The organism is Vibrio sp. 2134-1, assembly GCF_033339495.1.
The window spans coordinates 82,780-104,215 of the sequence record NZ_JAWOUS010000018.1; the positions used below are offsets into that span (position 1 = coordinate 82,780).

19 protein-coding genes are annotated in these 21,436 nt (G+C 43.5%); 5 read left to right on the forward strand and 14 right to left on the reverse strand.

Annotated elements, in window-relative coordinates:
* Window positions 1-2: 2 nt before the first annotated feature.
* From R7R78_RS18520 to R7R78_RS18555, 8 genes are all read right to left on the reverse strand, one after another.
* The gene (locus tag R7R78_RS18520; protein ID WP_225474102.1) at window positions 3-1,040 is read right to left on the reverse strand and encodes a DUF2955 domain-containing protein; all 1,038 of its coding nucleotides are present in this window, start codon (window positions 1,038-1,040) and stop codon (window positions 3-5) included.
* Between the two features lie 12 nt (window positions 1,041-1,052).
* Complete coding sequence (locus R7R78_RS18525; RefSeq protein ID WP_005373588.1) at window positions 1,053-2,111, reverse strand: HlyD family secretion protein; 1,059 nt, start codon at window positions 2,109-2,111, stop codon at window positions 1,053-1,055.
* 35 nt (window positions 2,112-2,146) lie between these two features.
* Window positions 2,147-2,602, reverse strand: a complete 456-nt coding sequence (slyA, locus tag R7R78_RS18530) for a transcriptional regulator SlyA (RefSeq protein WP_017635177.1) — start codon at window positions 2,600-2,602, stop codon at window positions 2,147-2,149.
* 295 nt (window positions 2,603-2,897) lie between these two features.
* Window positions 2,898-5,474, reverse strand: a complete 2,577-nt coding sequence (luxQ, locus tag R7R78_RS18535) for a quorum-sensing autoinducer 2 sensor kinase/phosphatase LuxQ (RefSeq protein ID WP_225474103.1) — start codon at window positions 5,472-5,474, stop codon at window positions 2,898-2,900.
* Complete coding sequence (locus R7R78_RS18540; RefSeq protein WP_005385634.1) at window positions 5,474-6,571, reverse strand: autoinducer 2-binding periplasmic protein LuxP; 1,098 nt, start codon at window positions 6,569-6,571, stop codon at window positions 5,474-5,476. The genes luxQ and R7R78_RS18540 overlap by 1 nt, the downstream gene beginning before the upstream one ends.
* A 330-nt stretch (window positions 6,572-6,901) precedes the next feature.
* A complete protein-coding gene (locus R7R78_RS18545; protein ID WP_005373593.1) occupies window positions 6,902-7,219 on the reverse strand; it encodes a GIY-YIG nuclease family protein in 318 nt (105 codons plus the stop codon).
* Window positions 7,216-7,866: a YceH family protein gene (locus tag R7R78_RS18550; RefSeq protein WP_005373594.1), complete on the reverse strand. Its 651-nt coding sequence runs from the start codon at window positions 7,864-7,866 to the stop codon at window positions 7,216-7,218. Before R7R78_RS18550 ends, R7R78_RS18545 begins: the two co-directional genes overlap by 4 nt.
* A gap of 165 nt (window positions 7,867-8,031) precedes the next feature.
* Entirely contained in the window at window positions 8,032-8,235 is a 204-nt protein-coding gene (locus R7R78_RS18555; RefSeq protein WP_031777159.1) for a hypothetical protein, read from the reverse strand.
* A 241-nt stretch (window positions 8,236-8,476) separates the two neighbouring features.
* Here R7R78_RS18555 and R7R78_RS18560 point away from each other — a divergent pair, with 241 nt between their 5' ends.
* The gene (locus R7R78_RS18560; RefSeq protein ID WP_005373603.1) at window positions 8,477-8,791 is read left to right on the forward strand and encodes a DUF496 family protein; all 315 of its coding nucleotides are present in this window, start codon (window positions 8,477-8,479) and stop codon (window positions 8,789-8,791) included.
* Between the two features lie 121 nt (window positions 8,792-8,912).
* A complete protein-coding gene (locus R7R78_RS18565; RefSeq protein WP_025767935.1) occupies window positions 8,913-10,256 on the forward strand; it encodes an MATE family efflux transporter in 1,344 nt (447 codons plus the stop codon).
* Window positions 10,257-10,324: 68 nt separating this feature from the next.
* On the opposite strand, the gene R7R78_RS18570 is transcribed toward R7R78_RS18565, so the two are convergent.
* Window positions 10,325-12,961, reverse strand: a complete 2,637-nt coding sequence (locus R7R78_RS18570; protein ID WP_167416150.1) for an ATP-binding protein — start codon at window positions 12,959-12,961, stop codon at window positions 10,325-10,327.
* 615 nt (window positions 12,962-13,576) lie between these two features.
* Between R7R78_RS18570 and R7R78_RS18575 the strand changes: the two genes are divergently transcribed.
* Window positions 13,577-15,010, forward strand: coding sequence for a glyceraldehyde-3-phosphate dehydrogenase (locus tag R7R78_RS18575; protein ID WP_005373606.1), 1,434 nt, complete (start codon window positions 13,577-13,579; stop codon window positions 15,008-15,010).
* A gap of 240 nt (window positions 15,011-15,250) precedes the next feature.
* Window positions 15,251-15,472, forward strand: a complete 222-nt coding sequence (locus R7R78_RS18580) for a hypothetical protein (protein WP_005373607.1) — start codon at window positions 15,251-15,253, stop codon at window positions 15,470-15,472.
* A gap of 125 nt (window positions 15,473-15,597) precedes the next feature.
* On the opposite strand, the gene R7R78_RS18585 is transcribed toward R7R78_RS18580, so the two are convergent.
* From R7R78_RS18585 to R7R78_RS18600, 4 genes are all read right to left on the reverse strand, one after another.
* Window positions 15,598-15,927 (reverse strand): hypothetical protein, encoded by a 330-nt coding sequence (locus R7R78_RS18585; RefSeq protein WP_054577762.1) that lies wholly within the window; start codon window positions 15,925-15,927, stop codon window positions 15,598-15,600.
* A 329-nt stretch (window positions 15,928-16,256) separates the two neighbouring features.
* Entirely contained in the window at window positions 16,257-16,871 is a 615-nt protein-coding gene (locus tag R7R78_RS18590) for a LysE family translocator (protein WP_225474104.1), read from the reverse strand.
* A 109-nt stretch (window positions 16,872-16,980) separates the two neighbouring features.
* Window positions 16,981-17,895, reverse strand: coding sequence for a LysR family transcriptional regulator (locus R7R78_RS18595; protein ID WP_225474105.1), 915 nt, complete (start codon window positions 17,893-17,895; stop codon window positions 16,981-16,983).
* A gap of 40 nt (window positions 17,896-17,935) precedes the next feature.
* Window positions 17,936-18,391 carry an Lrp/AsnC family transcriptional regulator gene (locus R7R78_RS18600; RefSeq protein WP_005373615.1) on the reverse strand — a complete coding sequence of 152 codons (456 nt, stop codon included), beginning with the start codon at window positions 18,389-18,391 and terminating at the stop codon, window positions 17,936-17,938.
* Window positions 18,392-18,718: 327 nt separating this feature from the next.
* On the opposite strand from R7R78_RS18600, the gene yjeH reads away from it, so the two are divergent.
* On the forward strand, window positions 18,719-19,981 hold the full coding sequence (gene yjeH / locus R7R78_RS18605; RefSeq protein ID WP_225474106.1) for an L-methionine/branched-chain amino acid transporter: 1,263 nt from the start codon (window positions 18,719-18,721) through the stop codon (window positions 19,979-19,981).
* On the opposite strand, the gene R7R78_RS18610 is transcribed toward yjeH, so the two are convergent.
* Window positions 19,982-21,427 carry a PLP-dependent aminotransferase family protein gene (locus tag R7R78_RS18610; protein WP_225474107.1) on the reverse strand — a complete coding sequence of 482 codons (1,446 nt, stop codon included), beginning with the start codon at window positions 21,425-21,427 and terminating at the stop codon, window positions 19,982-19,984.
* Between the last annotated feature and the right edge of the window lie 9 nt (window positions 21,428-21,436).

Below are 21,436 nucleotides of genomic sequence, written 5' to 3' on the forward strand. Positions count from 1 at the left end.
ACTTACTGCTCGCTAAAGCGCGTCGCCTCAAAGCTGTTGAGTATTCTGTGAACCGTATAGGTCACAAGCAGCGTCGCAACAATAGCAAACAAAATACTGCTCACGCGATACAGCGCACTGAACATTAAGTCACCATCCGGAGTAAGATATTGGCCGAACAAAATGCCTAATGTGGTTAAGCCGCCAAATCCGGCTCCCGAACCGCTAGACTCTTTCACGTGCATATAGCTGAACATCATAGCCCCAATCCAAAGCAATGGGACGATAAACAATAAGGTATCCGACCAATCGTATAATACAAGTTGTCCGACGATACCAAAGGTCACCCCCATCAAGGTTCCCATTGCTCTTTTTCGCGCATACCCTAAAGCACCGTTCCAATGCATAGGAAACAATAAAAGCAAGGTTGTCGCCTGAGCAGACATAGAGTCACTGAGGTCAAATAGCTGGAATACAAGGAAAGACATTGTAGCGATACTCGCCCCCATAAGGGCTTCATGACGCATGCGATGACTCTGTTTAGGCTGCGACGGTTTCGCTGGTGGCTGACGAGGTTCCGCATCGGGAATCAAAAATGTCACCACATAAGCAACGATCACTGAAATAACATTCGCTTGCAGATTGCTAAATATTAGGTCATTTAAGTCAGTGGTTGGATAACTCGCAAAATGCAGCATGATGCTTAAGCTCAGTACGCTGTTCGCTCCAAATAAGAATAAGCTCCCTTTTGACATACAGGCGAATTTATACAGGAACAACCCGAATGCAATGATTGTCATCATGCCAGGATGCCCACCAAATAACCCACCAAGAACACCAACTTCTAATCCACACACAACCGCTGAAAAAACCAGTTGTCGTGCGGCATGTAGACTCATGACTGGCACCATTCCAAGTAACAGCATCGGGGTTACAGTAAAGAATACGCCATAGTTCCAACCAAATACTTTACATAAAGTGAAACCAATAGTCGCACCAGTTGCAATGCGCAAACACTGACGGAAGTCGTTTTCCGACATGGGGTGGTCCCATAACTTCATATCGCCTCCTCGTTAATAAATATAATGAAGAAGACTCAAGAATTGGATCTGGCATCTCGCTAACCAGCCAGATAATGCGTTTTCTGGCAACAACTGCACGGTTGCTCGTGCCCCTGCTGGAAATGCACGCTGCTGAGGCTCATCGATAGCTAAATGTAAACGTAAGCGCTGCGCGTCTCTCACCCAACGGTTTGAGTCAGTTGGTGTTGCTAAGCGACCATCCGCATCGAACTGACCCGAGCTGACCCCGGCATCCACACTCGTAATACGAGCTTCAAATACATCACCAGGCAAGCTATCAAAAGCCACTAACGCACGGCTGTTCTGATTAAAGTGTCGTAAACTCTTTTCACGAAAGTCGGCAATGATATCCACGTCATCGGAGACTAAAGCGACAAGAGGTGTACCAGCTGCCGCATAGGCCCCCGTCTCCAGCTGCAAGTTAGCGACAACGCCATCATGTTCCGCCGAGACTTGAGTGTAAGACAGATTAAGTTCCGCTTGTTTTAGCTGGTTTTGCGCCACGCGGATATTCACGTTCGTCGCGCCTAAATCACCGCGGTTTACTTCCAACTCTTTTAAACGAGCACGTGCGGCCAGTAAGTTCGCTTTAGCTGCCGTTGCACTGCTCTGTGCGTCATCACGCTGCTGTTGCGAAGTACCATTACGGTGAAACAGGGTATTAAGACGTTTTGCTTCGCGAACTTTTTGTTCCGCCACGATTTTACTCGCTTCAACGTCTGCTTTTGCCGCAGCAATAGAAGCATCAAGTTGTTCGTTGTTTTGAATCACACGCTCAAGGTTAAGTTGAGCCTTTTCTACGGCAAGCTGATAAGGCTGGGGATCAATCTGAAATAGTAGATCGCCTTGGCTTATTTCTTGGTTGTTGGCAACATAAAGATGTGTAATCTGCCCACTCACACGGGGGGCCACTTTAGTTACCACACGCGTTGCCATTGCCTGAGGCGTCAACGGCATGGCGAGATCTGCAACTAGAAAATAGGCAAAGACAAGGACAAACGCGACGCAAGAATATTTGATCCAACGTGCGAATTTTTGATCTGGAGTCATAGGCGTTTACTTCTCTTTTAATTCGGTTTTCTGACTTATTCGCTAAGTGAATCAAGCGCATTGTGAGCAATCTGATCAAGAATCAATGAAAGCTGCTGAAGTTCCTGGTCGTTGATGTCCGTTAGGAGCTTGCTTCGAACTTGAAGAATTCGAGCCTCCATTTGCTTTAGTAGGGTTTTCCCCTCTTCTGTGAGGCTAACAATACGTGCTCGCTTATCGTGTTCACAGCAATGGCGAACGATCAGAGATTGCTCTTCTAATAATTTTAATGTTCGCATCAACGACGCTAACTCGATCTCAAGCGCTTCAGCCAAATGCTTCTGACTGATGTTGTCACCCATTCGATAAAGCTTCCATAACGCAGTCCAACGCGGATACGTTAGGTTTAAAGGCTCTAACTCGCGATCTGCAACCATTTTCCACAAACGAGCAACACGAGATAATTTTTCAGCCAGAGAAAGGTCTCGCAAACTGTTGATGTCTTGAATCATAAGATCTACTCAATTACTTAGCGTGCTAAGTAATATAAAATAGTTAGCACGCTAAGTAAATATTTTTTTGTGATTGAAATCACGTTAGGTGTGTCAGTGAAGGGGGAGAAATCTAAGTAACACAACACTATGTTTGAATTTGAAATGCAGCGATGTACACAACAAACGTCGAGACCAATAAAGTCTGATTTGTATAAGAGTAAAAGGGTCAGATACAAAAAAGCACAACCCACTGTCATGATGTTGTGCTTTTCAGATAATGAATAATTGGGTTATCCCGTAGTGAGCCAATGATTCATGTTCGCTCAACTAAGAACCGCTGCTTAAAATCCACAAATGCTTCATGGAGCGCATTTTCTTTAATCGGCTTGAGAAGCACGTAATTCGCACCCGATTCCATAAAGGCGTCACTGGTTTCTTTCGCGGTGTCAGCAGTACACGCATAAATTGGCGTGCCTAGTTTTAGCTTTTGTCGGATCTCTTTGGTCGTTTCAATTCCACCAAGATGCGGAAGCTGGTTGTCCATCAGTATCAAATCGTAAGTATGATCTTTTAAGAATTCCATTGCTTCTAACCCATCTTTCGCCCAATCAACCTGCATTTTGTACTTGTTACAAAACGCTTTTAGAATGAATGCGTTAGTATGGTTATCCTCTACCAACAACACTTTGAGACTCTCTGCAAATAGTTCATCTGGCTTAACTCGCAAACTCGAATCAAGAGGGGTGAGTACTCGCTCACGATCTTTCACTGGCATTGTAATGACAAAAGTCGTTCCTAAACCTTTCTGACTGCGGACTTGAACATCACCTTCCAGCATGTCGACGAGGCTCTTCACAATGGTCAGCCCTAAGCCACTGCCACCGTATTCTCGAGTCGTTGTTGCTTCTTCTTGAACAAAAGGTTCGAACATTTGGTCGAGTTTGTCAGACTCGATGCCGATACCTGTATCCGTAATTTCCACGACCAGCACACTATTGTCAGCGCCATAGAACTGCTCAAGTTCAGCATGCAAGCGCACGCTACCCGAGGGCGTAAACTTCACAGAATTACTGACTAGGTTGAATAAAATTTGGTTCAGACGAACTTGGTCAGTAAAGATTTCAACATTGGGATCTATTTTGTTTTCAATGACAAGGTTGACGCCTTTACTTTCACAAATAGGACGATAAATGTTTTCTAACGTTCGAATTGTATCAGTGAAAGAAAACGGGTGCTTTTGGATATTAAACTTACCCTGCTCAATCTTCGAAAAGTCCAAAATATCATTCAAAACAGCAAGTAAGTGCTCACCACTATGTCGAAGTACGTCAATTTGGTTATTCTGCTCTTCTGTTTCCACAGAGTCTTTTAGCAATTGAGCAACCCCTAAAATTCCATTGATTGGCGTTCGGATCTCATGGCTCATTTTAGCCAGAAAGTCGGCACGGGCTTGAGCAGATTTCTCTGCTTCTTTGCGCGCCAAGTTACTCTGTTTTTCCGCCTCAATTAGCGTGGTTATATCCTGACCTTGAACAATAATACCGCTAATATCTCCATCAACTCGAATCGGCGATAAGTTCCAGCGATATACTTTGTCTCCAATTGGCACATTAACGCCTGTCAACGTAGCTCCCTGAGCCGCCATGCGAAGGTGTGGCATCAACTTTTCTTTGAAACCTTTGAACACTGGGTGCATGGTTTCAATATCGTTTTCCATGACTAACTCTTTGCGTGCTGCCGGATTGATTTGGACAAGCACACCCGATTCAGACCACACCATAATAGGAGATAACGCAAAGTTAAACAGGTCGCGGAAAGAGCGCTTTTGTGCTTCAAGCTCTTCAAAAGTGTTTTCTAGTGTCGAACCAATATGATCGAATTCCTCAATATCTGACCCCTCAAAACGCTCAAATCCTTTTTCTTCACGAGCCGAGCGGGTATATGCCATCAGGGATCCTAACTCTTCAACTACACGATTCTCGATCCATTCTTTAGTCATTAGCGCAATCATGACCATACCGATAACTGAGGCTAGCATTGCTAGCAGGTGTTGGATTTGCAATGTCACCACGCTCTGATTGTCTTGCACAGTAAGCAAGCACAAGTCAGTCTCGGCGGCATTTACCTCAATAGGGGTTTTGATGATCAATAATTGGTCAAGCTTGTGCTGGGACTCTCGTCGTTTGAGTACGTCAAATATTTGATAAGCCTCATCTCCTACTAATGAACTTGCCAATGGTGTGTTGTTAGCGACCAACACAACATTGTCGACGTTGCCTTCATTTTTTAACCTTTCCATCAACCCAAAGTTATTATCTAAAACAACAACATTGTAAGAGTACCCCATCACTTCACCGGTTTTAGGTTGTAAAACGGGTACGCGACGAAGTAACAGATGGCGAGTTCCCATCGGGGTCTGTGAGGGTAGATAATACCAGTTGTTGCTAAAGGTCACTTGACTGGCAAGTCGGCTAAGTATCAGGTTGTTGATGCCATAGAAATGCGCGTTGCCATCGTCCCAAATAATACCTTGATGATCGGTTAGGAAACGAAACTCCGGTGTATGGGAAGGATCACTCTGGTCAATACTCATGAAAAAGTAATTGAGTGCCTCTTCATCACGTTCTGTATAAAAATCCAATACAACATCACTTTTCGAATTGCTGTTGTGATGAATCTGAATCGCTGCAAAATGGCTATCAAAAATGTTCAGGATCAGGGCAGAGGTCTGCTGCTTGGTTCGGTCGACTTCCTGCCAAATAATCTGCTTCGAGAAGTAATAACTCTGAACAAAGATGCCTAGAATGATCGGAGCAAGTACTAGAATAATTATTTTGGTAATAAGCGTCGACAGTGAGCGACGCTTTCTTGTTTTTGATGTAGTTGTCATCAATTATCTGAGTATCTAAATGCACGTTTTCTTAATGCTTCAATTCTTTCTGGAGAGTCCGATTTGGTAACGACTTCAAAATCACCAGAGTAAACGGTGGGAACTGGCTTTCCTTCTAAATCCCACTTAATGGCCTCAGCCATTGCAATACCTGTATCATCGTTCATACGCATAACGGTAACGTCTAACTCCCCTTTAGAAAGCGCCTCTAACTCTGCTGAACCGCCGCCCCAACCATTGATCATGACATCATCACGACCTAACTCTTTAAGAGCGTCAACAGCACCTAATGCTACATCGGTAGAACACGCGTAAATGAAGTCAACGTCCGGATACTTCTCCAAACTGGCTTTTGCAGCTTCATACCCAGATTGCTTTGTTGCTTTGGTGTAGTAAGCAGATTGTAGTTCAAATTGATTATCGCGGTTCACTTGGTTGATAAAAGTGTTGCCTCTGATGTCACTAATGTAGCCCTCTGAGAAGTAGAGAACACTATAGTGGCTATGTTTAGGGAAACGCTTGCCAAACTCAACGGCCAATTCACGACTTCCTTCTGCGTGGTCGAAACCAACATAAAGAAACGGCTGATGATGTTCCCAATCCCTAACAGGTGTGGTGATATTTTGTAAAATTAACTTGGTTTTCTTTGAATCTAAGACATGCTCAACAAACTTACGATGTCTTGTGGTATCTAGAGTAAAGATCAAGTAATCGGAGTTGCTTTTCAGCGCCTCCATTAAAGACAAACTTTGCTGCTTTATATCTGCATTAGGACGAGTAAACACTTGATTTAGTTGATAGTCGATATCAAGCTTATCTAGGCGTTTTTCAAACGCATCGATGTTTCGAATCCAATAATCAGAGATCTGCTGCCCTGGATAAACAACAGAAATTTTCAGTGGACGCTTTTTGTCTTTTGCTACGGGTACAGGGGTTTCTCTTACCACTTCAGCCAACGCACTAGTTAACTGCTTCTGTTGTGGAAACTGGTCTAAAAACTCTTGATATGCCCAATACCCATTAAGAACTTGGGTGGCCTGCACATTCGGCGCAAAAGCGGCCATTGAAATCAGGGAGAATACTAACGCTTTTTTCATCTACTGCTCTTTTAGCTTTTTTATGAGCCTAATTCAGCTCTATTCATTACCTAGCCGAGTCATCCTATACTCTTGTAATCTACCTTCCTCTTAGTGCCTGTTTCAATAGTAAATTGGTTCTTGGTCTGAGTGGATACAAATAAAGTACATTGAGTCGCTTCCTTTGTCTCGATAACGTAGAGACATTTCGCGCTTTTCATATTCAGGACCTTTAAACAGAACACCAGCCCATTATGCGTCAGTTTATTCCTACATGGTACTCCAAAAACAAAAAGAAACCGCCAATGTGACATAGGCGGTTTCCGTGTATCTTTGCGTAGCAAGGGCTTATCAGAGTGCCACTATCTCTAACATCATTTGTTGATGTTCGTCGACGACAATATTTGCTTTTGACATAACGAGCAGCTCTTTTTTCGCTTTAGTTAGTTGCTTAATATAGTACTCTGCTCGCATGGCAAGCGTCTTTGAGTCAAAATCCGATGACCATTCCAATACCAAAGGGCCTTTTCCCTTCAAAGCTTTCGCTCCTTTTCCGGTTTGGTGCTGATTGAATCTTCGTTCAACATCATTGGTAACACCACAATACAACGCGTTGCGGTTATTTCGTATCAGGTAGACACTCCAACGCTGCGTTGTATTTTCCATCATGAAAGCAGTGACTCAACCTTAGCTTTTAATTCATCCAGCTCTTCTTTCAGCTGAGCGACTTCGAGCTCTAGCTGACTTACTCGATCGGAGCTCGAGCTTGCAGCAGACACAGGCGCTGCAAGTTCGGACGCATCAACATCACCACAGAACAAATGCATATAACGCGACTCCCGCTTACCAGCCTCACGTGGTAATTTGACCACTAATGGTCCTTTCTCTTCGCTTGCTAAATGCTCAAGGACCGTTTCCACTTCTTTTACATCATGAAATGTCGCGAGACGATTAGTACGAGTACGAATTTCCCCAGGTGTTTGAGCACCGCGCAAAAGCATACAGCATACAATGCCCTTCTCCTGCTCTGTCAGCTTTAAATCACCAAATTCCGTATTACAGAAACGGTGTTGATACTTGCTGACGCGGCTGTTGAACGCACTTTCGTCACTGACGAGCCTGCGCTCAATAAGAGCATCAACGGCATCGAGAACGTCTGACTCAGAGAGTGACATCACGGGATCACGGTTGCTTTTTTGATTACACGCGTTGGTTAATGCGTTTAGGCTGAGGGGGTAAAGATCTGGGGTAGTGACTTCTTTTTCGATCAAGCAACCAATAACTCGTGCTTCAATTGCCGTTAGCTCAACTTTCATAATGCATTTCCTTATTATTTTTGCATTTGACTTTGTACCTAAATCGCTTCGAAATCATACGCCATAAATTCACACAGCAGTGCAAGAAGCGTTAGCGGTTCAGGTGTTGGTGTCAGGCTAAAGCATAGCGTAAGACCTGACACCCCTTACGAATAGGGTCAGGTATCAATGCTCCGAGAGAATCGGCACTCTCGTCAAATTGCCATCTTGGTCGACCATCATTATTTTTGAACGATTAAGCTCAACTTCGATGATTTCGAGTTGCTCGCGAGCGTTGATATACGCCGTTTTTAACTTTTCAGCCACAGAGCGAGTGACTTGCTCATTATCTTGACTATTTACTTGCTCCGCAGTGTTACCAGAGTCCATATCAAGTTCATCATTTTGCATTCAATGGTGTTGATAATATAGTGAAGGCCACGTTATGACAATGAATCGATGGATTCTACAATGTTGGCCAAAACTCGAAGAAAGCAGCACGATTATATGGACACAACGCAATTGGTTGAGAAACGTTCAACTCTGCATTGCTATTGATCTAAAGACTGTTATGCCACTGGATGTTGTGCTTTAATCGAGGAAGATATTCATAAAATTAGGAAAGAGAACTATGAGTAGCGTATTTGAAATCGTTAACCAAGCTCGTCGTAAAAACAAACTAAAACGTGAGCTTCTTGATAACGAGAAGAAAGTTCGTGATAACCGTAAACGTGTTGATCTTCTAGAAAACCTTCTAGACTACATCAAACCAGAAATGACTCACGATGAAATCGTCGCAATCATCAAAAATATGAAAGCAGACTATGAAGATCGTGTTGATGACCACATCATTAAAAGCGCTGAGATCTCTAAAGCACGTCGTGACATCAGCCGTCGCATTCGTGAGCTGACTGAAGAAGACAAGCAAACTAGCGGCAAAAAATAAACGCGTAAGCTAGATTTTCGAACCCCGAGCAAGAATATCTTCCTCGGGGTTTATTTTTGTCTCTAAACTAACCGCCGTGTACAATCAATCTAACTCTTATTCCTAACGCATTCAGCTTTCTATGTCTTCAACTACGACAAGTACACAACCAACGCTTGCAAAACAATTATTTACGATGACCTGGCCAATGCTTTTTGGCGTTCTGTCTTTAATGAGCTTTCAGCTTGTGGATAGCGCGTTTATCGGTCAGCTCGGCGTTTTACCGTTAGCCGCTCAAGGTTTCACTCTGCCTTTGCAAATGGTCATTATCGGCATTCAAGTCGGTCTAGGGATCGCAACGACAGCGGTCATTTCTAAAGCTCTTGGGGCGAATGAAAGTCGGTATGCCAAACAACTGGGCGGATTAGTATTGATGATCGGCTCAATTGGTGTCGCTATTTTTGGCGGGCTAATTTGGCTTTTGCGCTACCCCATTTTAGCTCTATTAAGCGCTCCAGAATCTGTTATGCCGATAATCGACAGTTACTGGCCTTGGTGGTTATTAAGCTCATGGACTGGTGCGGTTTTGTATTTTTATTACAGTATCTGCCGAGCTAATGGCAATACAATGTTACCTGGCACAATGATGATGATAACCAGCGGCGTGAACCTTGTGCTCGATCCGCTATTTATTTTCACATTTGACTTGGGTATTAACGGAGCGGCAATAGCAACCATCGTCGCTTTTGGGTTTGGTATTTTAGTCGTCGCTCCTCGCGTGAAAAAGAATCACTGGGCAACGACACAATGGCAAGATCTTAACGTAGCCAAAAGTGTTGCATCTATCGGTAACATTATGGGCCCTGCGATGATTAGCCAACTGCTGCCACCGTTGTCTTCCATGCTAGCAACAAAATTATTGGCGAGCTTTGGAACCGCAGCAGTCGCCGCTTGGGCGCTTGGTTCACGCTATGAGTTCTTTGCTATCGTTTCGGTCTTGGCGCTGACAATGTCTATGCCTCCAATGGTTGGACGCTTACTTGGAGCAAAGAACTATGAAGATATCCAAAGGCTCGTCAGTATTGCCGTAAAATTCATTCTAGGTTTCCAACTTTTGATTGCTGCCATTACATTTGCCGTCGCAAACCCACTCGCATTATTGATGACAAGTGATGTGCAAGTGGAGCAAGTCTTGGAAATGCATTTACTGATAGTGCCGATCAGTTTGGGTTCATTAGGGGTTTGTATGCTAATGGTTTCTCTTTGTAATGCATTAGGCAAATCTTACACCGCGCTCACTATTTCAGCGCTGCGCTTGTTTGTCTTTTTCCTACCGTGCTTGTGGGTTGGCGCTCAAATGGATGGAATCCGAGGTTTACTCTTAGGCGCTTGTATCGGCAACCTGTTAGCTGGTGTTTCCGCATACCTAACCTATCGCCAAACCATACGCAAACTCGCAGGCGCTCAAGCCAACGCACAACAATGAATAATCAGAACTAAGCCCCTGAAGTGGGGCTTTATCGTTTTGACGCCTTGTCTAAGTTGAAATGTTAGCTAGGCGAGTTTTAATTCACTAAAGAGCTCAAATAACTGGTTCGATTTATACGGCTTAGGTAAATAAGCATCCATGCCTGCCGCAAAACAGTTGTGGATGTCTTCTTCCAAAACACTCGCAGTGAGTGCGATAATCATCGTTTTTTCACGTCCTGCTTTCTTTTCCCAACGACGAATTTCTTTCGTCGCGGTCAGTCCATCCATCACGGGCATCATGCAGTCCATTAAAATTGCATCGAATTCTTCTCCCTTTGTGATGGCTTCTAACGCTTCTTGGCCGTTGCTTGTTATCAAATAGTCATAACCTGCTTTATCCAGAAAAAAACTCGCTATTTTCTGGTTCATCAAATTATCCTCCGCAATTAAGATCCTCCGATGAGAGCGCGACGCTCGATATTCAGAGCTGACAACATTATTGGTGACATTGTCACTTGATATAGTCTTTTCAACCTTAGCTAAATCATCAATGACATGCTTAAATCGATTGCCAAGGAAAGGTAATGTGAGTACGGCATGTACTTTTTCTGCATTTTCGTAGGGAGTGGATAAATGATGCTGGCAAATAATCACACGGCGAAGATCGTAATTAAATGATAGATTATCCAAAACTTCATCGGTATTAGCGTCGTTACTGTGGCACAGAAATATGACATCAAAGTCATCATTTATCGCTTGCACTTCATTCACATTATTAACGCCAAAGAGATTGATTTTCGCTAAGCGACACTCTTTTAATATTTGGTCGGCGTAGTCGTAATTTGAGCAGATCAAAAGCCCTTTATTAATCACCTCCGAACGCCAGCCAAACACCGGAATTGCTTCAACCTCAATCGAGAATTCAAAGCATGTGCCCACTCCTTTTGTAGATGTTGCTACGAGCTTGCCCCCCATCATCGACACAAGCTGACAACAAATTGCCAAACCCAACCCTGTACCGCCAAATTGCCTCGACACTCCTTCATCTTCCTGAGTAAAGGGTTCAAAAATCGTGGTTAACTTATCTTGATCAATGCCTATTCCGGTATCTTCTACTTTAAACGTCAGCACTCCACGTTCTTTCTCAAGTAACTCTTCATAACTAACATCAACGCATACATGCCCACTTTCGGTAAACTTAACCGCATTCGATACCAGATTCGTAACTACCTGTTTGACACGATGATCATCGACCATCACGCGAATGGGGATATTTTCAGCTAAATTAATACCTAACTTTAGCTGTTTAGATGTTGCTTTGGATTGGAATAAAATCATCGACTGATACACGACTTCTCGGATATCCGCTTCTATTAGTGACAGCTCCAATCGTCCAGACTCGATTTTAGAGAGATCCAATATATCGTTAAGTAAAGTAAGCAGTGTTTGAGATGAGGAGTCAATGTCATCAACAACTTCTTGTTGATGCGAAGACAACTCACTTTGAGAGAGTATTTCTGTCATGCCCATGATCCCGTTAAGGGGCGTGCGTATTTCATGTGACATGTTGGCAAGAAACACAGATTTTGCACGATTAGCCGATACTGCTGACTCTTTTGCATGCAGTATTTCTTCAGTTTGTCTCTGCATTTCTTCAACCACTCGATTCACTTGCTGAGCAAAAATGGTCAGTTCATCACTTCCATCAACTTTGACTTTTGTTTGCTTCTCTTCGGAGTTGATCAACGCGTTTAAAGTATGAATGATCGCATCGAGTTTGCTGTTAACTCGGAACCAAGTACTAAATCCGAGCCAACAAAGCAGGATAACCACTAAGGCGACGCCAAAACTGATCATCGCTATATTGGCCTTTTGTTCATGAACCTGCGTGAGAAGCGACTGCTCAGTTTGTTTGGTGAACCCATCAATGAGCACTTGTAAGCGCTGCACACGAAAATCGAGTTCTTTTAAATACGCGGCGTAGTCACTTTGTGACATGTCTCCTGACATTAATTGTCCGCGAGACGCCAAGTTTCTCTGATATCTCGGCGAAGTAAACAAGCCAAGCAATTTATCCACTTGCTCGTATGACCCACCTAAGTTTAAAAACGCATCCAAATTTTGCTGCTGTCGGTCAATCGCCTGATAAAACATACTTTGACTTAGCCGACTCTTAGGGTCTTGGACTAAACGGTTCGTCAGCCAAGCTTCTTTCTGTGTCCAAAAAGAGAGCTGAGCAAGGTAGGCAATAAAATTTTGCATGCGAATGCCGTCGTCACTGCCATACCATTGATGATTTTGCAACAAAGAGCGCGACATATTTTGGAGCTGTTGAAATGCCCAATCACCCAGGTCGTCCATCTCACTCAATCTACCTGACAATACCCCCAGCATGGCTTCTTTCAGTTCATCAGCATACTCAGCAGTATTAGGGTTACTCACAAACTTTTGATGCAAAGAAGAAATAACTTCACCTTGTTCTTCAATATTAATGGCTGCAGAGACTTGAAGATCAGGCTGTCGGCGTACTTTCTCTATGGAGTAAATAAAGTGGGAGGCCTTGGATATCAATTGGAAACCTTGAATATTGCTAACCGTTTGATTGAGACGGCTCACGCGCAACGCATTATCAGAAAACTGCTGAACTGCAAACACCACTATTACCACAGCGGGTAATAGTGCGAGGAGTGCTAAGCGTGTTTTTATTGATAATCTCAACATCCATCAGCCTAATGGTTGATTTCATCCGTTTATTTAATATTAGACTAGTTTCTTGCATTGAAAGGCATATACGACATTGTTACTTTCAAACAACATTCACCTACCTAGATTATGGTTATTGTGAGTGTTTTATCATCGGCTAATGAAGTGGCAATTGTGATTCAAGTCATATTTTTTGATCTTAAAGTTGGATGCAAACAATAAAGTTTCACTCACAACTAAGAGTCGCATCACTTTTCAGGAAATCATCTATTGTATGTTTACCTATTGAGTTGCCTTATCGAGTCAAATCACACAAAAATGCAAAATATCCATTTTTGTCAACAAAACTAATTTGAAAGCAAACGTTATCATCGCAAAAAAAGTAAGTTACTTTCTAAATGTCAATACGTGAAAACCACTGCTTTAGTCACATTAATCCACCACTAACGTCCCCTTAAGTAGTGTTTTACACTGGATTTAATTTTCCTAGCAGAATAAGGACTCCGACCTTAGAATCCGCACACATAACTATTACAACCCGATTACATAACCCACCACACTCTTGCACGCTGCCGAAGAGGCAACAGCAGAGAGTATGGTTAGCCCCCAAAACGTGAAAGGTCTAATACAACAATGAGTCCAGAGAAATATCTCCAAGACTGGCAAACTAGCCAAACGATTGCTGAATCTATTTCCCCTCTAATTGGTAAGCTATATCGTCAAAAAGGAATCGAAGTGGTTCTGTTTGGTAAAACGCTTATTAATGCTACTACTATAGACATTCTCAAAACTCATCGCGTTGCAAGACGTTATACCGGTAACCCACTTTCGCTTGAGCACACGATGCCTATTATTCAAGCGCTTTGTGAAATGAGCATTTCTTCATGCCGTGTCGATGTTGGCCAATTGGCAACTATGTACTGGAATGAACATGACGATACAAGCTCTCTAAACGATTTCCTTATCACTGCACTTGATGGTGCTCGCGACGCAGATTCTTCATTGAAAGCGCGTGATGTGGTTCTTTACGGGTTCGGTCGCATTGGTCGACTACTTACTCGCCTTCTCATTGAGAAAAGTGGTCCAGGTTACCCACTAAGACTACGTGCGATTGTGGTTCGTGGCGGTAAAAAAGGCGATTTGGAGAAGCGTGCTAGCTTGCTGCGTCGTGACTCAGTTCACGGTCAGTTCAACGGTAGTATTGTTATCGATGAAGAGCGTAAAGCACTGATCGTTAACGGCAACTACATCCAAATCATCTACGCAAATAACCCAAGCGAAGTGGATTACTCAGCTTTCGGTATCAATAACGCGCTAGTTGTTGATAACACAGGTGTTTGGCGTGATTCTGAAGGCCTGAGCCAACACTTAGCGTGTCAAGGCGCAGAGAAAGTACTGCTAACAGCACCAGGTAAAGGTGACATCAAAAACGTTGTATTCGGTGTAAATGAGTCGGTAATTAAAGAAGATGACACCATCATCTCTGCGGCAAGCTGTACAACAAATGCAATCACGCCAGTCCTTAAGGCTCTGAACGATAAATATGGTGTTCTTTCTGGCCATATTGAAACCGTGCACTCATACACAAACGACCAAAATTTGATTGACAACTTCCACTCTGGTGACCGTCGCGGACGTAGTGCTTCGCTAAACATGGTTCTGACTTCAACAGGTGCGGCAAAAGCAGTTGCTAAAGCATTGCCAGAGCTTGCAGGCAAGCTAACAGGCAACGCGATTCGCGTACCGACACCAAACGTTTCTATGGCAGTCGCTAATCTAAACTTAGGTGAAGACGTAGACCGTGATTCACTGAACGATTACTTGCGTGAAATGGCGTTGAACTCTGAGCTTTCGGCACAGATTGACTACACCGATTCAACAGAAATTGTATCAACTGACTTAGTTGGCTCTCGCCATGCAGGCGTCGTAGATGGTCAAGCGACTATCGCACAAGACAAGCGTTGTGTACTTTACATCTGGTACGACAACGAATTCGGTTACAGCTGCCAAGTTGTGCACTGTATGGAACAAATGATGGGTGTTCGTTACCAAACATTCCCTCGATAGGTGAACTTTGCTCCACAACGTTAACCACATAGCGTAGCGGACAATATCTCATATTTGTTCTAAATAATAAGCGCCATGCGCATTACTAATATTTTTCCCCGTTTATACGCCTGATCACCCTCAGGCGTTTTTTCGTTTCATTCATTTGACACTCTCCGGACAAAGTGAACGTCAGCATTCATGTTTTGTTCATGTTCACAGCATTAATCTGAGCACATAAATTACAGAGAGGTTATGATTATGAATCGGATTATTGTAACTGCACTAGCACTGATTACCGGCTTTTTTACGTTAGTATTTAGCTTGATCATTGCGATTCCGTTGACCATCGCAGCATTAATTACCGGCAAGCGTATTGAAAAGCGCGTCAAGAAAATGCAGAGAGAAATGCACGAAGAGTATGAGTTTAATACAGGTAAAGCAGATGCGATTGAAGGTGAATTTGAAGAGGTTCGCCGGTAAGTAAATAAGATTTAGATGAGTTTCTCTCCCCCGACCGCTCCTGAGAAACTTCTTGCTTTCACCCTGTCCTTAAAATGGCAGGGTGCTTTTTTGAAAAGCACAATGTTGAATAAGCACCTAGCGGTTTATTGCTTTATCTTTTTGTTGTTGGAGGCTGTGTAACCAGCCTCCCATAAATCACCATCGACACCAGAGTATGGGTTGGATTCTTTCGGAGCGCCGCTTAGGCAAGCATCTTTGCCTTCCTTCTTAATTTCATCGATGTGATTTAAAACAAAGTCAAAGTGTTTAGGATCAGCCTTTTGTAGTAACCCGTACAAAAGGCCAAAGCCAAGCATCGTAAATACAAACAGTTCAAAAAACACCCAAATGCTCTTTGTTGAAAAGAATATCCAAGCAACGCTGCAAACACTGGTCAAAATTACTACTGGAGCTAAATCTACTATTCTTTGCATATTGCTCTCACCCTCTAAACGGTCATGAAGTCTCTACCCCTTTCATAGGGTAAGTAAGAGGAAAGTCCGTTTTTATCCAATAAAGCACTCTCGACTTAATATGCGACACTGTTAGTATTAACGTTAAGTGGCTATCGTTCTCATTATAACAATGCGTTGGAAAGTAGCTTTCACAGCAAATGAGAATATGAACCAAAGTAACACTATTGATAATATTAATTTTAGCAACGTTTAGCGTCAGAATTACGTAAATTGTGTAAGGGTTACTGAGAGTAGACAAAAAAGCAGCCACACGGGCTGCTTTTAGTATTTCTGTCTTGCGAGCTTGTCTATACCGTTACGACCACTCTAAGAGCCAGCAGCATGAGTACTACCCCTGACAAACGATCAATCAACACTGCCTTAGAGCGAATTCTGTCAACGACTTTAGAGCTCGATAGCACTAGGGTAATAAAGGTGTACCAAAGCCCATCCACAACAAACGGCGTGGCAACAATGATCATCTGATTACTCAAATCATTACCGAGCGCGACAAACTGACTGAATAATGCGATAAAAAACAAAGCAATTTTGGGACTTAAAATCGAGATAAAAAAGCCTTCTCGCGCAGACTGGATTACCGTTGTTTCCTCACCTGACTCCAACTTCGCAGCCACACCACCTTTTGAACGCAAAGCATTAAACCCTAAATACGCAAGATATGCCGCACCCACAAGGCTAATCGTCTTGAACAGCATCGGGCTTTGCTGCAAAACAACAGCGAGACCAATCAAGGTAATAAACGCATATATACTAATGCCAAACGCATGAGCCCAAGCCGTAGCTAATCCATTGATACGTCCACCAGCCAACGAGTGCTTAGCGACAATAGCTAAGCTGGGACCTGGTGACATAGCCCCTAATAAACACACGGTAAAAAGTGATAACCAAACTGTTAGTGTCATAAGAATCTCCCCTCTTTGAAGCTCACTCTATCAACGGAAGAGGTATAATTAGAAATCAAAGTTATTCATACTAATCATGACTTCAAGTCATAGCTAAACGGTGTACGTATTAGCGAATGGAATATTCAGAAATTTGCATTACTGAGCGAATCTCTTCTCGCACCCATTTATGCGCAGGATCCGTGTCGTATTTGGGGTGCCACATTAACCAATATTGATGAATAGGTGTTTCGAGTGGTAATGCTTTATGGGTTAAGTCCCAATGCTTAGCGAGGTTAACGGCAATATGTTCAGGAGCCACCATCAGGTGCTCACTTGCAACTAAGCGATTGATCGCAGCAGAGAAGAATGGAACCTTAAAGGTAACGTGGCGAGTGTGCCCTAGCTCTTTCAATGCTAAATCAGTGTAGGAATCTTTGTCTCCGCCGCCAGTCACTTTGATGTGTGAATATGAAATCAAGTCTTCAATACTGATCTGGTCCTGCTTTGCTAACGGATGAGAAGATTTCATCAAACAAACTGATGAATCCTCACCAATTTTAACGCTCGACACACTCTGTGGTTTTTCTGGATACATAGAAGACGCGATATGGATGCCCGTCTCATGAAGTTTATCAAGAAAGTTGGGTTGCCACAGTCGATACGCCATATCCAACTGTGGCGCTTGTTCACCCAAGTGAGCGGCAATATCGGGCAATACGTATTGCGCCACGTAGTCACTAGAAGCAATAACAAGCTCACCTTGCCACTGCCGCGGCTCAAAAGGTTGGTCATCGAGTAAATGGTCAAACTCAGCCAGTAATGCATCAAGCTTTGATTTTAACGCTATTGCTCGTGGCGTTGGTATCAGTTGATTACCTTGACGAATAAGCAGTGGGTCACCACACAGATCGCGCAATTGTGCAAGCTGTCGACTGACGGCAGACTGCGTAATGTGCAAACGGTCTGCGGTCCGGCTGACATGACACTCCTCTAAAAGTACATGCAAGGATCTAAGTAGATTCAAATTAATGTTGTTTAACATATTCGCTCAGAAGGGTTTTCAACATGGCATCCATTCATGGTCACTTCACAAACAGGTTCCCAGTCGTGTTAAAGAATTCAGCTAAGACGGTATGAGTCATCAGGTTTCGAAGCTCTGGATATCGTTGAATTTGATCTCTGATTTCGTTCAAGCGAGCCATCGTAGGCACTTCGACAAAAACCATCATGTCCGTCTCACCGCTGATCGCATGACACCATTTTACGCCATCAATTTTGTATAATTCGTCCGCGTATGATTCGCAATAATACGTAGAGGTTGATTTATCGAACTTTAAGGCAAAATAGGCGCAAATCGAATCCCCACCCGAAGGCGCAATTTCAGCGTGATACCCTAGAATCACTTTGTCATGCTCTAGCTTACGAATACGGGCCGTTACCGCAGAACGAGAAAGGTTTACTTTATCCGCAATTTCAGTCACCGACAGCCGAGCGTTGTGCCTGAGCAGATCCACAATCTTATGATCAAACTTGTCCATACCGTTACCAAGCTTTCCTTATTTTTCTCATTCTATACCGATTCTAACTGCATAAGAAACCGACATTTTGTTGGAATTATTTAAAACAACCGTCATATTGACGGTTTAGTAAATCATTTTGTTATTAACATTTTGGATATGCTATTTGGCGGGCATGAGATGAGTGCTGTTATCCATTTCAACAGAAAATAGATAACACATTGAAATCAAATTCCCAACTTAAGTACTCAGCACATAAATAGCATCGCTTAAACACATAAAACGAAATAACCAGAAGCCACAAGCTTTTTCGTAATAAGCCTCATAACATTGGATGAATCAATTCGCATGGAAGAGCTCAAAAAAGACATTTCACTCACATCAGGTATCGCACAGTTATCCACCACATTAATGGGAACGGGGCTGTTTATGATCCCGGCTATCGCAGCAGGTATAGCTGGCCATTTTTCACTATGGGCTTGGATTTTATTGTTCATCGCGATTTGTCCTATTGCGCTGACTTTTGCTCAACTGGGTAAACGATACCCCAACGCGGGCGGAACAGCCTTTTTTGTACGCAAAGCCTTTAACGCCAAACTGGAAAGTAGTGTCGCTTGGCTATTTGTTAGTGTCATTCCGGTAGGGGTTCCGGCCGCGATTGCACTCGCCGCAGGCTTCCTACAACAAATATTGCCAGAGCCTATTAGCAACAATCTGTTTGCACAAGTTCTCACGGTAGTACTTCTTGTGTTCGTCAACTTGATGGGCACAAAATCATCAGGTCATTTACAAACTCTTATTGCTTTGAGTGTCTTCGCACTTGTTGGCGCATTTTTATGGAAAGGCGACGTTAACAGCGCCGATCTTGTGATGCCCGCCATCACACAAGAGTCAATTTGGCCTATTACCGCAGCGTTAGGCGTGATGTTCTGGTGTTTTGTTGGCATAGAGGCTTTTGCCCATATGGGGGAAGAGTTCAAAAACCCTCAAAGAGATTTCCCTATTGCCATTGTGGTCGGTTGTTTTGTAGCAGGGGCTACCTATTGGGCATGCTCTGTCGTTACTTTAAAATTTGGCGCGTATGGTAACGCTCAATTTGATAACGCATCCATCCCCTGGCTTAGTGCCCAACTACTAGGCGATGGAGCCAAATGGATAATCAGCTTGATAGGTTTCTCCGCTTGTTTCGCGAGCGTTAACTTATACACACAGAGCCTAGCGCGAATGGTCTGGGCTCAAGCTCGTGAACATCGTCCTTCTAGTCCACTAGCCAAGATTTCGCGTCGTGGTGTCCCTTTCTCAGCCACCATATTAGTTGGCGGTATATTATTGATATCTTGTGTGATAGGAACCCTATCACAGCTCGATCTGGAGTTTTTCCTAAAACTCGCAAACAGTGTATTCGTTCTGGTTTACATGTTGGCGATGTTAGCCGCTTTTAAATTGCTTCGAGGATTTGGTAAAACACTTGCGGGACTGTCCCTACTGCTTTGTACCGGTGTTTTTATATGTTTAGGCTGGTCAATGTTTTATGCACTTGGCATTTTTACTCTACTTTTACTGCCTTGGAAACAGTGGCGACATAAGCGACAAACACGTGTAGTTGAATAGTCATCGCTTCCCATTTCGAAATATGTGAGCTAAACGTTGGATACTAGCGTCTATGTTCTCTAACGCGATATTGCCGTAACCAAGCACGGCACCATGCCAGTGACGTGCTTGAAAATCTGGGTGTTCATAATAGCTCAAAGGTCGCAAGATGATCCCTTCATGCTCTGCTAGTTTCGTAAAACGCTGCTCATCCATACCATCTTGCCATTTCAACGTAATATGAAGCCCCGCCGCTTGGCTAACGACGCAAACACGGTCGCCAAAATGCTGTTGAATGGATACATGCATCTGTTCATGCTTAGTTTTGTACAGTCGACGCATTTTTCGAATATGACGTAATAACCCACCTTCAGTAATAAAGTCTGCCAATGCTTCTTGTGTATGCGTCGGCGAATCACCACTTAACGCATCCTTAACCACTAAGCATTGCTCTACTAAACGCTCAGGAACTACAAAGTAGCCAAGCCGCAATCCGTTAAACATCACTTTACTGAAGGAACCCACATACAACACGCGATCATCTCGACCCATTTGAGCTGCTAGCCCCTGTAAACTAGTATAGGGACGATGAGCAAACTGAAATTCGCTATCATAATCGTCCTCGATGATCCAACTTGATTGTTCGACCGCCCAGTTGATGATCTTTCCTCTTTGCTCGGTATTGAGTGTGGTGCCCATCGGATATTGATTACTTGGTGTAATATACAGCGCATCGGCATCGCTTGAGGTCACCGCTTCCACATCAAAACCTAATTTCTCTCTTACGAACAAAGGCTCAAATTGATAGTTTTGGAACTGAATCAACTTCCGCATTTGCGCGTAACCTGGTTGCTCCATCAGAACCTTATCACCTTGTTTGAGCACTACCATCGTCGCAATTGACAACGCTTGCTGCGCCCCAGAGGTAATAATAATGCGCTCTGGAGAACAATTCACTGAACGGCTTGATGCGAGGTAGTCAGCTAAAGCACAGCGCAATGCCCAACTACCCTGAATATCTTGATTCCCCAACAAGCAAGTACGAGACATATGGCGAGTGAGTAACTTTTGCCATTGCGCCATCGGAAATGCGTCCAAATCCGGCACACCCGGTGCAAATGCGCGGTTGATATCAAAGTGAGCTTTCGGTGATGAGTCTCTCTGAACTGAACTAGGTTCAGGCAAGTACTGCTCTGGCAGTTCTACGGCAACATAAAAACCAGAACCTTTTTGGCTGTTCAAGTACCCTTCCGCCACTAACTGTTCGTAGGCAGAAATCACGGTATTCCTACTTAGATTAAGCTCTTGTGAAAGCTTCCGCGTAGAAGGCAGCTTCCCATTCTTCACCCACAGTCCTTGAACAATTTTCTTGCGAATAGCAAAAAACAACGCTTGCTGACGCGTTCCATCACTGTCTTTTAAATGCAGGTCACCGATATCAATCAAAGACAAACTGGATCCATCCATTAGTTAAAA

What these genes read in the sequence shown, in the direction of transcription:
- R7R78_RS18575 (WP_005373606.1), top strand. Translation starts at nt 13,577, where the DNA reads ATGAGTCCAGAGAAATATCTCCAAGACTGGCAAACTAGCCAAACGATT.
- R7R78_RS18595 (WP_225474105.1), bottom strand. Translation starts at nt 17,895, where the DNA reads ATGTTAAACAACATTAATTTGAATCTACTTAGATCCTTGCATGTACTT.
- R7R78_RS18560 (WP_005373603.1), top strand. Translation starts at nt 8,477, where the DNA reads ATGAGTAGCGTATTTGAAATCGTTAACCAAGCTCGTCGTAAAAACAAA.
- R7R78_RS18570 (WP_167416150.1), bottom strand. Translation starts at nt 12,961, where the DNA reads ATGTTGAGATTATCAATAAAAACACGCTTAGCACTCCTCGCACTATTA.
- R7R78_RS18525 (WP_005373588.1), bottom strand. Translation starts at nt 2,111, where the DNA reads ATGACTCCAGATCAAAAATTCGCACGTTGGATCAAATATTCTTGCGTC.
- R7R78_RS18610 (WP_225474107.1), bottom strand. Translation starts at nt 21,427, where the DNA reads ATGGATGGATCCAGTTTGTCTTTGATTGATATCGGTGACCTGCATTTA.
- R7R78_RS18600 (WP_005373615.1), bottom strand. Translation starts at nt 18,391, where the DNA reads ATGGACAAGTTTGATCATAAGATTGTGGATCTGCTCAGGCACAACGCT.
- R7R78_RS18590 (WP_225474104.1), bottom strand. Translation starts at nt 16,871, where the DNA reads ATGACACTAACAGTTTGGTTATCACTTTTTACCGTGTGTTTATTAGGG.
- R7R78_RS18540 (WP_005385634.1), bottom strand. Translation starts at nt 6,571, where the DNA reads ATGAAAAAAGCGTTAGTATTCTCCCTGATTTCAATGGCCGCTTTTGCG.
- R7R78_RS18520 (WP_225474102.1), bottom strand. Translation starts at nt 1,040, where the DNA reads ATGAAGTTATGGGACCACCCCATGTCGGAAAACGACTTCCGTCAGTGT.
- R7R78_RS18545 (WP_005373593.1), bottom strand. Translation starts at nt 7,219, where the DNA reads ATGATGGAAAATACAACGCAGCGTTGGAGTGTCTACCTGATACGAAAT.
- R7R78_RS18550 (WP_005373594.1), bottom strand. Translation starts at nt 7,866, where the DNA reads ATGAAAGTTGAGCTAACGGCAATTGAAGCACGAGTTATTGGTTGCTTG.
- R7R78_RS18555 (WP_031777159.1), bottom strand. Translation starts at nt 8,235, where the DNA reads ATGGACTCTGGTAACACTGCGGAGCAAGTAAATAGTCAAGATAATGAG.
- slyA (WP_017635177.1), bottom strand. Translation starts at nt 2,602, where the DNA reads ATGATTCAAGACATCAACAGTTTGCGAGACCTTTCTCTGGCTGAAAAA.
- R7R78_RS18565 (WP_025767935.1), top strand. Translation starts at nt 8,913, where the DNA reads ATGTCTTCAACTACGACAAGTACACAACCAACGCTTGCAAAACAATTA.
- R7R78_RS18580 (WP_005373607.1), top strand. Translation starts at nt 15,251, where the DNA reads ATGAATCGGATTATTGTAACTGCACTAGCACTGATTACCGGCTTTTTT.
- yjeH (WP_225474106.1), top strand. Translation starts at nt 18,719, where the DNA reads ATGGAAGAGCTCAAAAAAGACATTTCACTCACATCAGGTATCGCACAG.
- luxQ (WP_225474103.1), bottom strand. Translation starts at nt 5,474, where the DNA reads ATGACAACTACATCAAAAACAAGAAAGCGTCGCTCACTGTCGACGCTT.
- R7R78_RS18585 (WP_054577762.1), bottom strand. Translation starts at nt 15,927, where the DNA reads ATGCAAAGAATAGTAGATTTAGCTCCAGTAGTAATTTTGACCAGTGTT.